Genomic DNA, 13,666 nt, shown 5'->3' with positions numbered 1-13,666 from the left:
CGCCCGGCAGCCCTCGGTACTCCCCAGGGTGCCGGACGGCCGCCGGCCGGGGTGGTGCACGCAACTTGTCGGCGCACGAAGGGATCTGTTTCGCCCATGTACACAGCATCGTCCTCCGTGTCCGCCCCGCCCCGGCCGCTCCGTCCGAGGGGATCCGGAGGCGGACCGTACCTCGCCCCCCTCTCCGGCACTCCGGTGCAGGGGCTGGGCCGGACCCGGCGGACGGCGGGCCCGGGCACCCAACCGCTCAGCGGGAGAATCGACTTGTCGGGTCCCCAGGGCGCGCAGGTACGCATGGCCATCGCCTCCGTGCAGCGCATCTGCCCCGAGTTCAACCCGGTCCAGGTACTCCGGCGCAGCGGTCGCTCCGTACTGATCGTGGGCATGACCGGACGCACGACGGCGGTGGCGAAGTGTTTACTCGACCACTCGCCGGCCTGGACCGAACGCTTCCGGCACGAGATAGCTACGTACCGCTCGTTCGTCCGGCACCGCCCTCCGGTCAGGGTGCCCCGGCTGATCGCGGCGGACCCGGAGAACTGCACGCTGGTGATCGAGCGGATGCCCGGACGGGTGGCGGCGCTGACGCGCCACCCCGTGGAGCCTCCGCCCCGCACGGATGTGCGCCAGGTGCTCGGCGCCATCCGCAGGGTCAACGAATGGCGCCCGCCGGCCGGTCTCTTCGACGCTCCGCTGGACTATGCCTCGCGGATCTCCCGCTACCACGAGCTGGGGCTCTTCACCGATCGCGACCTGGGTGACCTGCAGAAGCTGCTGCACGGTCTCGCGGTCGCGGGCGGCCGGCAGGGCATGGGGCAGTTCTGCCACGGTGACGCGCTGCTCTCCAACATCCTGCTGTCGCCCACCGGGCCGGTCCTCCTGGACTGGGAGCACGCGGGCTGGTACCTCCCGGGGTACGACCTGGCGACGCTCTGGACGGTGCTGGGCAGGGACGCCATGGTGGCGCGCCGTGAGATCAGTCAGCTGGCCCAGTCGCGGGGCGCGGACGCGAGGGACGCGTTCCTGGTGAATCTGATGCTCGTGCTGACACGAGAGATCCGTACCTACGAGACGGCCGTCCAGCGGACGATGCGGGAGCCGGGACCGGCTGGGGCGACGCACGACCGTCCGGGCACCCTGTCCTCGGGCGAGGAACAGCGGCTGCTGCTGCGCCGGCTGCACGACGACTGCGCCATGGCCCGCCGGGCCGTACGGGCGGCTGTCGGCACACGCTGACCGCCGGTCGGGCGTGGTACCCGACCGGCCCTCAAGGGGGAGCGCGCTCGCGGGTGGTGCCGACACGCCGTCCCGCGGGCGCGCGGTCGTGTCCGGGCGGGCGCGGTCACGTCCGCACGCCCGGACCGGGGCGCCACGTCAGCCGACGCGGACCACGTCCACGTCGGTCGCCTTCACGAACCCGACCCGGTGGCCGATCTGGACGCTTCTGTACGTCTGTCCGCCGGCGAAGTACGTGTGGTCGTACGGGGTCGACGCGTCGATGGTCGGCGCGTAGTAGTAGCCGGTCGGGGCCTCGCCGCCGCCGGGGAAGGACTGTCCCGCCTTGATCGTGTAGACGAGCGGGGAGCCGGTGCGGGGCGTGAAGCCGGCCGGGTAGTCGGCCGCGTCCGGGTAGGCGACGCCGTAGACGGGGACGTCGGTCCGGCCCGCCTTCGGCCGGACGACGGTGCCCTTCGTGGGGACGGTGACACGTGTGCCGGCGGGAGTGCTGAGCCATGCCTTCTGGCCGTACCACCAGATCGCCGTCCAGCCGGGCACGCGTTCGGCGACGACGGCCTGCTGGCTCGCGCTGATCTTGCTGCCCCAGTCGGCGGCGCAGTCGGTTCCCGCCGAACCGTCCGGGTGCAGGCCCGGGTCGGGGAAGAGCGGGGCGTCGGCGGAGGGCGCGGTACGCAGGGGGACGGCGCTGCTGCCCTGGAGCGGCAGGTCGACGCCCTTCTCGCAGTCGCGGAACTCCTGCTCGTTCGCCCGGAAGTCCGGTGCGACGGTGACGAGTTCGCTCTTCTTCGAGCCGGAGGGCCGCACCGCCTCGCCGAGGAGGGCCATGAAGCGGTTCCAGTCCCAGTAGGGGCCCGGGTCCCAGTGCATGCCCGTGGTCCCGGCGGCACTGGTGGGCGGGACACCGTCGTGGCCGAGGATGTGCTGCCGGTCGAGCGGGATGTCGTACCGGGCGGCGAGGTGGAGGACCAGCTTGGCGGTGGAGCGGTACATCGCGTCGGTGTACCAGGCGGCCCCGTCGGCGGCGAAGCCCTCCTGTTCGATGCCGATGGAGTGGGTGTTGACGTACCAGTTGCCCGCTTGCCAGGCGATGTCCTTGGTCTTCACCATCTGGGTGACGTGCCCGTCCGAGGAGCGGACGACGTAGTGGGCGGACGTCTTGTTGAGCGGATTCTGGAAGGTCCTGATGGTTCCGTCGAAGTCGACCTCGGTGTCGTGCAGCACGATGAACTTGATCGCGTTGGTCTTCGGCCGGTCCGCGGTGTCGTAATTGCCGTACGTGGCCTTGTCGGCCGGATCACCGGTCTGCTGGTAAGCCGCCGGGACCCAGTCGCAGGCGAGGCTGCGCGGGCACTCGGGGCGCACGCCGTCGGCGTGGGCGGCCGGGGCGAGAAGGGCGGTGCACAGCGCGCCGGCCGTGATCAGCGCGAGCGCGAGCCTGGACCTCTTCTTCGACGTCATGACAACCCTTCTGGGAGCGGGACTTGCTGTGCCGTGGGGCGAGTCGATCTCTCGTTCCGTCGTGGCGGCACACTCTCCGACGCTGAATGACGGCACGTCAAGACCGTTGTGCACAGCGACGGATGAGCCAGTGGTGCAGACCACTGACAGCCACCGTGACCTGCGAAGGGCAGGAGCGCACGGGACGGGTGACGGGTTTCGTTACCGGAGTTTTACTCCACCGGCGAGAGGCCGTCGTGATTATGCGACTTATGACCGGCGTGCGTAGCCCGGATGGCCGAGGGGTAGTGCTGGCGCGCAAGACGGGTCCGCGCGAACGGCGCGCGGAGTCTCCTGGAAAGGCCCGACGCACATGGCACAGCCCTTCTCGTTGCCGGACTTCTACGTCCCGTATCCGGCACGGCTCAGCCCGCATCTGGAGGAGGCGCGGCGTCACACCAAGGAGTGGGCACGCGGAATGGGGATGCTGGAGGGATCCGGCATCTGGGACGAGAAGGACCTCGACGCGCACGACTACGCGCTGCTGTGCGCGTACACCCACCCCGACTGCTCGTCCCATGCTCTGTCGCTGGTCACCGACTGGTACGTGTGGGTCTTCTTCTTCGACGACCACTTCCTGGAGCTGTTCAAGCGCACCCCGGACCGGGAGGGCGCGAAACGTTACCTCGAACGGCTGCCCGCCTTCATGCCGATGGAGCGGGGTGCCGCGACACCGGACCCGGTCAACCCGGTCGAGGCGGGGCTCGCGGATCTGTGGGCGCGTACGGTGCCGAGCATGTCGGACGCGTGGCGGGCGAGGTTCGCCGAGGCGACCGAGAACCTGCTCAACGAGTCCCTGTGGGAACTGGCGAACATCAACGAGGGGAGGATCGCCAACCCCGTCGAGTACATCGAGATGCGCCGCAAGGTGGGCGGCGCCCCCTGGTCGGCCGGGCTGGTGGAGTACGCGGCGAACGCCGAGGTCCCCGAGGCGGTGGCGGACGCCCGGGCCCTGCGGGTCCTGCGCGACGCCTTCTCCGACGGCGTACACCTGCGCAACGACCTCTTCTCCTACCAGCGCGAGGTGGAGGACGAAGGCGAGAACAGCAACGGGGTGCTGGTGCTGGAGAAGTTCCTCGACTGCTCGACGCAGGAGGCCGCCGAGGCGGTCAACGACCTGCTCACCTCCCGGCTCCAGCAGTTCGAGAACACGGTGCTGACCGAACTCGGCCCGCTCAGCGCGAGCAAGGGACTGGATCCGGCGGAGAGTGCTGCCGTCCTCGCGTACGTGAAGGGGCTCCAGGACTGGCAGTCCGGCGGGCACGAATGGCATCTGCGCTCCAGCCGCTACATGAACGACGGTGGCTCGAAGGCCGCTTCGGGCCGCCTGGGGATGTCGGACACGTTCGGTACGGCCGCCGCGTCGATCCGCTTCACCCCCCGCTCGGAGACGGCCCGGCTGCGGGGGCTCAGCCATGTGCCGCACCAGCGGGTCGGCCCTTCCCTGATTCCGGACCTGCGGCTGCCGTTCGGGACCACGCTCAGCCCACATCTGGACGGTGCGCGGGTGCGGGTCGTCGACTGGGCGCGCCGGATGGGCGTCCTGGAGGAGCAGCCGGGGGTGCCCGGCTCGCACATCTGGGACGAGGACCGGATCCTCGCGATCGACCTCCCGCTCTGCGCGGCGGGCATTCATCCGGACGCCTCGCCCGAGGAGCTGGACCTCTCTTCGGCGTGGCTGGCCTGGGGCACGTACGGCGACGACTGGTTCCCGGTGGTGCACGGGCGCAACCGCGACCTGGCCGGGGCGCGGCTGGCCAACGAAAGGCTGTCGCTCTTCATGCCGTTGGACGGGACGGGGACGGGTGTGCCGGAGCCGGTCAACGCGCTGGAACGTTCACTCGGGGACCTGTGGCAGCGGACCGCGGGCCCGATGGACGAGGAAGGACGGCGGGCTTTCCGGTACGCGGTCGAGTCGATGACAGAGAGCTGGCTGTGGGAGCTGGCGAACCAGGCGCAGAACCGTATCCCCGACCCGGTGGACTACATCGAGATGCGGCGCATGACCTTCGGGTCGGACCTCACGATGGCCCTGTGCCGACTGGCGCACGGGAAGAAGGTGCCGCCGGAGATCTACCACAGCGGTCCGATGCGGTCGCTGGAGAACGCGGCGGCGGACTACGCGGCGCTCCTCAACGACCTGTTCTCCTACCAGAAGGAGATCGAGTACGAGGGTGAGGTGCACAACGGGGTCCTGGTCGTGCAGAACTTCTTCGGCGTCGACTACCCGACCGGGGTGGCGGTCGTCCACGACCTGATGAACGGGCGCCTGAGGCAGTTCGAGCATGTCGCCGAGGTGGAACTTCCCCTGCTGTACGACGATTTCGCGCTGGACGCGGAGTCCCGTGAGGTGCTCGCCGGTTATGTGCGCGAGCTGCGGCACTGGATGGCGGGCATCCTGATCTGGCACCGGGGCTGCCGCCGGTACCGCGAGGAGGACCTGCGCAGGGAGAACGCGGCCCGGTCGCCGTGGGGCATGCTGACGGGTCCGTCCGGGTTCGGCACGTCGGCGGCGCGGATCGCCTCGCTGATGGCGGGGGCGGTGGGCGGACGGGGGTAGCGGGGGCGGGGCGGTGGGTGTTCCCGCACGGCGCCGCTCCGCCGGCCGCGCGGTGGGTGTTCCCGCGCGCCGCCGCCCCGCCGGCCGGGGCGGCGGAGGCTCTCTCAGAACGTGTCGAGCCAGAGCACGATGCCGGTGTGTCCCGAGAGCACGGCCGCCGTCCCCGCGCGGACGGCCGCCGCGCAGCGGGCGGCGGTGAAGCTGGCGGCGTCGTACGCGGAGGACATGCCGAGGCCCTCGCCCCGGAAGGAGGCGCCCGTCCAGTCGACCGCCGTGACGTTGTGGGTGGGTTCGGCGAGCTCGGCGCCGACGACCAGGAACTCCTGGTCGAGGTGGCTCGGGGTGACCGTGGCGAGCGGGTCGATGAGGCTGTTGCCCGCGCTGATGACGAGGTCGGGGTGGAGGTCCATCGCCCTGAGGGTCGCGGGGAGCAGATCTGCGGTGTCGGCGGCGGTCACGGTCCGCAGATCGACGTCCTCGTCCTCCGCCCACTTCCGCACGGCGGTGACCAGGGTCTTCGTGGGCCGGTCGTGGCCCGCGGCGAGGAGTACGACGCGGGCTCCGTCCGAGGGGCGGACTCCGGACCAGGAGCCGGGATCGGGTGTGACGGTGGACTCCGGTGCGGGCGACTTGTCCGGGCCGATGAATCCCGCGCCCAGGGCGCCGATCGCGGAGGGGCGCGGGTGCGGCTGCGACCAGTCGGCTTCCGAGGCGCATCCGGCGAGCAGGGCGAGGGCGGCCGCGGTGGTCACGGCGGCGGCCAGAAGCGGGCGGTGCAAGACGATCGTCCTCCGGTAGGGGGCCTCCCGGCGGCACGACGGCATGCCTGTGCGGCCCGGCGAGTGCGGGCGGGCCGGTAAGGGGCGGCTTTCCCCACATCCTGCGCGGTCGGCGCACTGATCTCCAGGAAACCGACCGTCATCGAACCTTTGTTTGTTCATGCTTCGCCGACCGGCCGCTTCCGGTTCATCCACGACCTGCACGGTGCACGGGCAACCTCAAGGAGATCCATGCCTCACCGTGTACGCCGCCCCTTGCTCGCTCTCGCCGCGGCGGCCCTCTTCCTGCTCTGCCTCGCCCGGCCGGCAGCCGCCCACGGCTTCTCGTCGACCGTGTACGCGCACGTCACCGGCGACGGCGACGGGCCGCTCCGCACCCGACTCAAACTGGAGTACGACCTGCTGGTGGTGTCGGCCGCCGACACCGGTGACGACGATCCCCTCTTCCGCGCGGGCACCGACGCCTTCGACGCCGGGGACGCGGCCGCCGAGGCCGCCGCGCTCAACTCCCACCGCGAGACCGCCCTCGGGTACGTCACCCGGCGCCTCTCGGTCAGCGCCGGCGGGAAGGCCTGCACGCCCACCCCGGCCGGCGACTTCCGGATGGGCACCGAGGAGGGCGTACCGTACGCCCTGCTGGATCTCGACTGGGCCTGTGGTGCCCACGGTTCGGGCGACCACGAGGTGCGCGGCACTCTTTTCCCCGACTCCGAGGGGTACGTCAAGGGCACCAAGACGATCGTCACGTACGACGTCGGCGGCCGCTCCGGGAGCGCCGCGCTCGACTCCGGGCACCCGTCCTTCTCGATCAGCCAGGCCTGGACGCAGCGCTTCTGGGAGTTCTTCCGGCTGGGCGCGGAGCACCTGCTGACCGGCACCGACCACATCCTGTTCCTGCTGGCGCTGATCGCCGGGTCCCGGCGACCGCGCGAGGTCGTCCTCGCCGCCACCAGCTTCACGCTGGCCCACTCGGTGACGTTCCTGCTGGCCGCTCTGGGCCTGGTCGACGTGCCCTCCGGTCTGGTGGAGCCCGTCATCGCGCTCTCCATCGCCGTGGTCGCCGGCTGGCACCTGTGGCGGATACGGGGGCGGGGCACCGGGGTCGCGGAGCTCCGGTCGCCCGGTGAGGGGCGGTTCGCCCTGGACCGCGCGGGCTGGACCCGACTCGGCGTCGTCTTCTGTTTCGGCCTGGTGCACGGTCTGGGATTCGCGGGCGCGCTCGGTATCGAAGCCGCCTGGACATGGACCCTGCTGTGGTCCCTCCTGGTGTTCAACGTCGGTATCGAAGCGGTCCAACTCGGCATCATCGCGGTGGTGTTCCCGCTGCTCCTGCTGCTGTCGCGCCGCTCGCCGCGGTCCGCCGCGTGGACCACCGGCACGATCTCCGCCTGCGTCGCGGCGATGGGGCTCATCTGGTTCGTACAGCGTGTGGCCGGCGCGTGAAAACCGCAGGCCAGTGGTGATGTTCAACCCCATCCAAGATCGCATTCAGATGTCGTTCATCTCGCCCCGACAACTTGGCGATCGCCCTTGCATGCGCACCGTATGCACACAGAAGAAACGACACTTCATGAGATCGAACGCTTCCCACCAGGCCCGGGGGCCCGTGCGGACCCGCGTGGCCACCGGTGCCACCGCCGCCTTCCTCGGCCTGACCGTCGCCTTCGCGGGCGGAGTGACCTCCCCCGCCTCCGCGGCCGAGGCATCCACCCTCTCCGGCATCGTCCTGGGCGTCGGCGCCAACGAGACCCAGCGCACCGTCAGCTGGTACTCCTCCGGCGACACCGCCCAGAAGGTGCAGCTCGCCCCCACGGCGCAGCTCACCGGCGGCGAGTTCCCGGCCGACGCGGTCACCTTCGACGCACTGGGCGCCGCGAACATCGCCACCAGCGGCGGCTACAACCGCCACGCCACCATCACCGGCCTGAAGGAGAAGACCGCTTACTCCTACCGCGTCGGCAGCGAGGGCAACTGGTCGGCCGCGTACGCCTTCAAGACGCAGGACTTCGAGGGCGAGTACGACTTCCTCTTCCTCGGCGACCCGCAGATCGGCTCCTCCGGCGACCTCGCGCAGGACCAGGCCGGCTGGTCGGACACGCTGGACGTGGCGACCAAGGCCAACCCGAACGCGGAACTCCTCGTCTCCGGCGGCGACCAGGTCGAGAGCGCCAACAACGAGGACCAGTGGAAGTCCTTCCTGGCCCCCGACCAGCTGCGCCAGATCCCGTACGCCGCCACCATCGGCAACCACGACGTCGGCGGCAAGGCGTACGAGCAGCATTTCTCGACGCCGAACACGGACAACTCGGCCTCGAAGTACGCCAACGGCAACCCGGCGTCCAACACCTCGGGCGGTGACTACTGGTACATCTACAAGGACGTCCTGTTCATCGACCTGAACAGCAACAGCTACGCCACCTCGCAGGGCGGCGGCGGCGACGAGGCGCACACCAAGTACGTCACGGACGTCATCGACCAGCACGGCTCCGAGGCCAAGTGGAAGGTACTCGTCTACCACCACTCGATCTACTCGCCGGCCTCGCACGCCAAGGACGGGGACAACAAGGCCCGTCGGGTCGACTTCCCGACCACCTTCTCCAAGCTCGGCGTCGACCTGGTTCTCCAGGGCCACGACCACAGCTACTCCCGCAGCTACCTCATCAAGAACGGCCAGAAAGCCGATCCGAAGGAGCAGCCGGGCGCGGCCGACGTCTACCCGGGTCCCGGCGGCGTCATGTACGTCACCGCCAACTCCGCCTCGGGTTCGAAGTACTACGACATCACGGCGCCCGACAGCAGCGGCACCAGTGGCGCGGGCAACGGCGCCGACCCGCTGAACCCGGGCAACTACTGGTACAACTCGGTGCAGAACCAGGAGCACGTCCGCAGCTACGTCAAGGTCCAGGTGCGGGACGAGAAGCTCGTCGTGGAGAACGTCCGCAGCAGCACCTGCGCCGCTCCCAACTCCGAGGTCTCGCACGGCGACTGGTGCAACAACACCGACGCCGCGCAGCCGGTCGGCTCCGTCGTCGACAAGGTGAGCGTCCACCCGTACAACGGGGACAGCCAGTCGCTCCAGGTCAACGTGCCCGACGCGGCTCCGGGCGAGTTCGGCTGGACCGTCGACGGCTACAACGGCCTGGTGGACCTCGGCACCGCCGAGGAGAAGAACGGTGACCACTTCACCGCCTCCGGCAAGATCAACCCGATCCTCGTGTCGGACACCCGCCGCACGCTCTCCCCGTGGTCGGTCTCGGCGAATGTGAGCGCGTTCAAGGACGCCGGCAAGACGTTCGCGGGCTCCTACCTCGGCTGGTCGCCGTACGTGCTCGACCAGGGCGCGGGCGCCGTGGCCGGCTCGCCGGTCGCGTCCGGGTACGACGACCAGGGTGACGGTCTGGCCGTCTCCCGCGGTCTCGGCTCCGCGGAGCAGGGTCACGCACGGGGAACCTCCAAGCTGGGCGCCGACCTGGATCTCAAGATCCCGGACAGCGTGCAGAAGGGCGGCTACCGCGCGACCCTCACGATCACCGCGCTGAGCAGCTGACCGATCCCGCTCCACCGGTGGGGCAGGTTCCGGTCCGCCGGAGCCTGCCCCGCCTCCTCATCCCAGAGAGACCCCGAGATGCACGCAGTGGCACCATCCCGCCCGAACCCCGCCGTCGGCCTCGCCCGTGCCGTCGCCCTCGTCCTGCTCACCGTGCTGGCGCTCTCGGGCGTGTGCGCCGCTCCGGCCCGCGCGGCGGACGGTGACGTCACCTGGACCGTGCGGACGGCCTCGAACGACTTCGGGAACGACCGGTCGAGCTTCGGCTACAGCGTGAACCCGGGCGGTAAGACCGAGGACGCGATGGTCGTCGCCAACCACGGCACCACCGCGCTGACCCTCGCGGTGTACTCCGCCGACGGCTTCACCACGGACAAGGGGCAGCTCGACCTGCTGACCCGGGACAAGAAGTCCCGCTCCGTCGGTGCCTGGGTGCGCGCCGCGCACGAGACGGTGACGGTCGCCCCCGGCAAGACCGTCCAGGTCCCGTTCACGGTCTCGGTCCCGGGTGACGCCACCCCGGGCGACTACGTGGGCGGGATCCTCACTTCGCTGGGGCAGCCCGACGACGCGGAGGGCATCGCGGTCGACCGGCGTCTGGGCATCCGGATCAAGCTGCGGGTCAGCGGCGCTCTGCGGCCGAAGCTGGCCGTGGAGGACCTGCACGTCTCGTACGGCGGCTCCGCCGGGCCGTTCGCCCGGGGAGACGCGACGGTGACGTACAGCCTCCACAACACCGGCAACGCGCTGCTCTCCGGCACGCAGAAGGTCACCGTCACGGGTCCGTTCGGCACGTTCAGCACCGATGCCGGCGCCGTCGCCGCGCCGCCGGAGCTGCTGCCGGGTGAGCGCTGGAAGGTCACGGTCCCGGTCCACGAGGTGACTCCGGCGTTCCGTCTGGCCGCCACCGTCACCGTCACCCCGGTCCTCACGGACGCGGCCGGCTCCACGACCGCCCTCAGGCCGGTCGTGGCCACGGCCAGCGGCTGGGCCGTCCCGTGGACGCTGACTCTGCTGGTGGTCCTGGTGCTCGCCGCAGTCGTCGTGGCGGTCGTCCTGACCCGGCGCGGGCGCGCCCGTCGCAAGCGACTGGAGGACGAGCGGGTGCGTGAGGCGGTGAGCCGCGCCCTGCGGGAGGAGACCGGACAGCGGGCCTGAGCGGCCCGCCCGGATCGGCTCCCGGAAACACGGCGTCCCTGTGGCCGGCGGAACCCTCTCCGTCGGCCGCAGGGACGTTTCGTCGGTGCTGGGGACCCTGGGTCAGCCCTGCTGGAAGAGTTCCGCGGGCAGCGGCTTGAGCAGCGCGTAGAGGTCGTCCGTGATCGGGCGGTCCCAGCTGGCGATCGTGACGAGGACGCCGTCGCTGCGGTCGAACTGCACGCAGGCGATGCGCGTCTCGGAGAGCTTGACGCGGCGCACGATCAGCAGGTTGTCGCCCTGCATCACGGGGAGGTCCTCGGTGGCGGTGACCTCCACCGGCTCGTCGTTCTCCAGGGCGAGGAGCAGCTGCGCGACCTCGAAGGGGACCTGGCCCTCCTCGGTCTCGCGGGCCGGCGAGCCCGCCGGGAGATTCCCGATGATCATGGCCGGACCGCGGCCGCCGTAGAGGTCGTACCGGAGGAAGACGCCCTGGCAGGTGCCGTCGGGCGCGGGCAGCAGACCGGCACCGAGGTTCCCGGGCCAGTCCCCCGGGTCCATGGCGAGGACATCGAAGTCCGGGCCGGCGGGAGTGGCGGCGCTGCGACGGCGGAGGAAGGACATGCAGCCATGTTACGTGGCCCGGCTCACGTCGCGGAGCCGGGCCCGCACGGGTGCGCAGGGGAGTCGGGGCACCGCTGTCTCCGAGCGACCGGCGGCCGGGGAACGGCTACTCGGCCGCGAGGGACTCCAGTACGCCGACGGCTTCGGCGGCCCGCTCGTACGGGACGAAGAGGTGATCGTGGTGGTATCCGGCGATCACGTTGCAGCTGATGCCCACGTCCGTCAGCGCGAGGGAGACGGCGGCGGTGAGCCCCACCGCGTCGAGGGCGGAGTGCACCCGCAGGGTGATCCAGCCCGCCACGAAGACGTGGGGGAGGCCGGCCTCCCTCGCCTCGTGCTCCGGCAGGACGAGGGTCAGGCCCTCCCGCTCCATGACCGTCACGACGGGCGAGACGCCTGCCGGTACGGAGTCCCGGCGCACGCTGGTGAAGACGTACCGGCCGTCGTTCAGCTCGGGCCTCATGGTGCTCAGGAGGGTACGGAGGTCTCGCTCGCCGCTCATGGGGTCATGGTAGGTCCGACGGGTCGGGCAGGCCCGGACGGGCGGACCGGACGGGCGGACCGGACGGGCGGAGGGCTCATACCGCGTCCTTCGCGTACCGCTCGCGGAGCTCGCGCTTGAGGATCTTGCCACTGGCGTTGCGCGGCAGGTCCTGCGCGAAGATCACTCTCTTCGGGGCCTTGAAGGAAGCCAGCCGCTCACGGACGTGGGCGATCAGCCGGGCGGCGGTCGGCTCGGAGGCGGTCACCCCGTCGCGCAGGACGACCACGGCCGTGACGGCCTCGATCCAGCGTTCGTCGGGCAGTCCGACGACTGCGGTCTCGGCCACCTCGGGGTGGGTGTAGAGGGCGTCCTCGACCTGCCGGGACGCGATGAGGACGCCACCGGAGTTGATGACGTCCTTCATCCGGTCCACGACGGTGAAGTAGCCCTCCGTGTCGCGCACCGCGAGGTCGCCGGAGTGGAACCAGCCGTCGCGGAAGGCCTCCTCGGTCTCCTCCGGCCGCTCCCAGTACCCCTGGCACAACTGCGGTGAGCGGTAGACGATTTCTCCGGCGGTGCCGTCCGGGACCTCCGTGCCGTCCTCGTCCACCACGCGCGCCTCGACGAAGAGGACGGGCCGGCCGCAGGAGTCCATCCGCCCCTCGTGCTCGTCGGGCCCGAGGACGAGGGCGAGCGGCCCGATCTCGCTCTGGCCGAAGCAGTTGTGGAAGGCGAGGCCGGGCAGCCGGGCGCGCAGCCGTTCCAGTACGGGCACCGGCATGATCGACGCCCCGTAGAACGCTTTGCGCAGGGCGCTCAGGTTCCGGGTGGTGAACTCCGGGTGGTTGGCGAGGGAGATCCAGACGGTGGGCGGGGCGAAGAGGCTGTCGGCCCGCCCCGCCTCCACGAGGCCGAAGATCCGGCCCGGGTCGGGAGCGTCGAGGACGGTGTTCTCCGCGCCGACCGCGAGGTAGGGCAGCAGGAAGACGTGCATCTGCGCGGAGTGGTAGAGGGGCAGCGCGTGGACGGGCCGGTCGGCCGTGTCGAGGCCGAGCGCGGTGACGGCGCTGACGTACTCGTGCACGAGCGCACCGTGCGTCATCATCGCGCCCTTCGGCAGCGCGGTGGTGCCGGAGGTGTAGAGCAACTGGACCAGGTCGTCGGCGCCGGGGGCGCGCTCCGGGGTGAACGGGCGGGCCGTGGCGAGGCCTTCGAGCAGGGACCCGGGCGCATCACGCAGCGCCCGGACCGCGTGTCCGGCGGGGACCCGCTCGGCGAGTTCCGGATCGGCGAGCACGAGGGAACTGCCGGACTGGCCGAGCACATGGCCCAGGTCCGCTCCGGTGAGGTTCTGATTGACCGGTACGTGAATCAGACCGGCGCGGGCGCAGGCGAGGTAGGCGATCAGGTAGACGTCGGAGTTGTGGGCGTAGGTCGCGACCCTGTCCCCGAACCGCAGCCCGTGCTCCTCGGTCAGGACGGCGGCGGCGGTCGTGACGGCGGTGTCCAGTGCGGCGTAGGTCCAGGACCGGTCCGCGTACCGGATCGCGGTGCGGCCGGGGGCGCGCCGGGCGCTGCGGGTCAGTACGCCGTCGACCGTGCTGCTTCGTACACCTGTCATGGCCGAGATCCTGTGCGGGCGGGGGCCGCCGGTCAAGGGTGGCGCGGACACCGGGTCCGGGCGTCCACCCGGCCTCTTTTCTGACGGCACGTCAATTACTGCCGCGCGCAACCCGGTACGGATCAGCGGCGGCGACAGTACCCTCTCCTTCGGCAACAAGTTTCACGATCGGACGCAT

Annotated in this window: 10 protein-coding genes; 5 read left to right on the top strand and 5 right to left on the bottom strand. The window is 70.9% G+C overall.

The window, feature by feature from the left end; translation table 11 throughout:
• Positions 1-96 precede the first annotated feature (96 nt).
• Entirely contained in the window at positions 97-1,236 is a 1,140-nt protein-coding gene (locus OHT52_RS30545; protein ID WP_328723414.1) for an aminoglycoside phosphotransferase family protein, read from the top strand.
• Between the two features lie 138 nt (positions 1,237-1,374).
• Here OHT52_RS30545 and OHT52_RS30540 read toward each other — a convergent pair whose 3' ends face one another.
• Positions 1,375-2,697, bottom strand: a complete 1,323-nt coding sequence (locus OHT52_RS30540; protein ID WP_328723413.1) for an N-acetylmuramoyl-L-alanine amidase — start codon at positions 2,695-2,697, stop codon at positions 1,375-1,377.
• A 352-nt stretch (positions 2,698-3,049) separates the two neighbouring features.
• On the opposite strand from OHT52_RS30540, the gene OHT52_RS30535 reads away from it, so the two are divergent.
• A complete protein-coding gene (locus tag OHT52_RS30535; protein ID WP_328723412.1) occupies positions 3,050-5,296 on the top strand; it encodes a terpene synthase family protein in 2,247 nt (748 codons plus the stop codon).
• A gap of 104 nt (positions 5,297-5,400) precedes the next feature.
• On the opposite strand, the gene OHT52_RS30530 is transcribed toward OHT52_RS30535, so the two are convergent.
• Complete coding sequence (locus OHT52_RS30530) at positions 5,401-6,075, bottom strand: hypothetical protein (RefSeq protein ID WP_328723411.1); 675 nt, start codon at positions 6,073-6,075, stop codon at positions 5,401-5,403.
• A gap of 231 nt (positions 6,076-6,306) precedes the next feature.
• Between OHT52_RS30530 and OHT52_RS30525 the strand changes: the two genes are divergently transcribed.
• The 3 genes from OHT52_RS30525 to OHT52_RS30515 all read left to right on the top strand — a co-directional run bounded on the left by OHT52_RS30525 (position 6,307) and on the right by OHT52_RS30515 (position 10,780).
• Complete coding sequence (locus OHT52_RS30525) at positions 6,307-7,518, top strand: HupE/UreJ family protein (RefSeq protein WP_328723410.1); 1,212 nt, start codon at positions 6,307-6,309, stop codon at positions 7,516-7,518.
• Positions 7,519-7,645: 127 nt separating this feature from the next.
• A complete protein-coding gene (locus OHT52_RS30520; protein WP_328723409.1) occupies positions 7,646-9,622 on the top strand; it encodes a metallophosphoesterase family protein in 1,977 nt (658 codons plus the stop codon).
• Between the two features lie 78 nt (positions 9,623-9,700).
• Positions 9,701-10,780 carry a WxL protein peptidoglycan domain-containing protein gene (locus tag OHT52_RS30515; RefSeq protein ID WP_328723408.1) on the top strand — a complete coding sequence of 360 codons (1,080 nt, stop codon included), beginning with the start codon at positions 9,701-9,703 and terminating at the stop codon, positions 10,778-10,780.
• Between the two features lie 102 nt (positions 10,781-10,882).
• Here OHT52_RS30515 and OHT52_RS30510 read toward each other — a convergent pair whose 3' ends face one another.
• From OHT52_RS30510 to OHT52_RS30500, 3 genes are all read right to left on the bottom strand, one after another.
• Positions 10,883-11,383 (bottom strand): hypothetical protein, encoded by a 501-nt coding sequence (locus tag OHT52_RS30510; protein ID WP_328723407.1) that lies wholly within the window; start codon positions 11,381-11,383, stop codon positions 10,883-10,885.
• A gap of 106 nt (positions 11,384-11,489) precedes the next feature.
• Positions 11,490-11,885: an ACT domain-containing protein gene (locus OHT52_RS30505; RefSeq protein ID WP_328723406.1), complete on the bottom strand. Its 396-nt coding sequence runs from the start codon at positions 11,883-11,885 to the stop codon at positions 11,490-11,492.
• A gap of 76 nt (positions 11,886-11,961) precedes the next feature.
• A complete protein-coding gene (locus OHT52_RS30500) occupies positions 11,962-13,488 on the bottom strand; it encodes a fatty acyl-CoA synthetase (protein ID WP_328723405.1) in 1,527 nt (508 codons plus the stop codon).
• Positions 13,489-13,666 lie beyond the last annotated feature (178 nt).

The organism is Streptomyces sp. NBC_00247, from assembly GCF_036188265.1.
Lineage (GTDB): Bacteria > Actinomycetota > Actinomycetes > Streptomycetales > Streptomycetaceae > Streptomyces.
The sequence above is the reverse complement of the archived record's forward strand: the minus strand, read 5'-3'. Positions and strand labels throughout refer to the sequence as shown.

Excerpts from the sequence above, each read along its gene's own strand:
- OHT52_RS30545 (WP_328723414.1), top strand. The coding sequence starts at position 97 with ATGTACACAGCATCGTCCTCCGTGTCCGCCCCGCCCCGGCCGCTCCGT.
- OHT52_RS30540 (WP_328723413.1), bottom strand. The coding sequence starts at position 2,697 with ATGACGTCGAAGAAGAGGTCCAGGCTCGCGCTCGCGCTGATCACGGCC.
- OHT52_RS30535 (WP_328723412.1), top strand. The coding sequence starts at position 3,050 with ATGGCACAGCCCTTCTCGTTGCCGGACTTCTACGTCCCGTATCCGGCA.
- OHT52_RS30525 (WP_328723410.1), top strand. The coding sequence starts at position 6,307 with ATGCCTCACCGTGTACGCCGCCCCTTGCTCGCTCTCGCCGCGGCGGCC.
- OHT52_RS30520 (WP_328723409.1), top strand. The coding sequence starts at position 7,646 with ATGAGATCGAACGCTTCCCACCAGGCCCGGGGGCCCGTGCGGACCCGC.
- OHT52_RS30515 (WP_328723408.1), top strand. The coding sequence starts at position 9,701 with ATGCACGCAGTGGCACCATCCCGCCCGAACCCCGCCGTCGGCCTCGCC.
- OHT52_RS30510 (WP_328723407.1), bottom strand. The coding sequence starts at position 11,383 with ATGTCCTTCCTCCGCCGTCGCAGCGCCGCCACTCCCGCCGGCCCGGAC.
- OHT52_RS30505 (WP_328723406.1), bottom strand. The coding sequence starts at position 11,885 with ATGAGCGGCGAGCGAGACCTCCGTACCCTCCTGAGCACCATGAGGCCC.
- OHT52_RS30500 (WP_328723405.1), bottom strand. The coding sequence starts at position 13,488 with ATGACAGGTGTACGAAGCAGCACGGTCGACGGCGTACTGACCCGCAGC.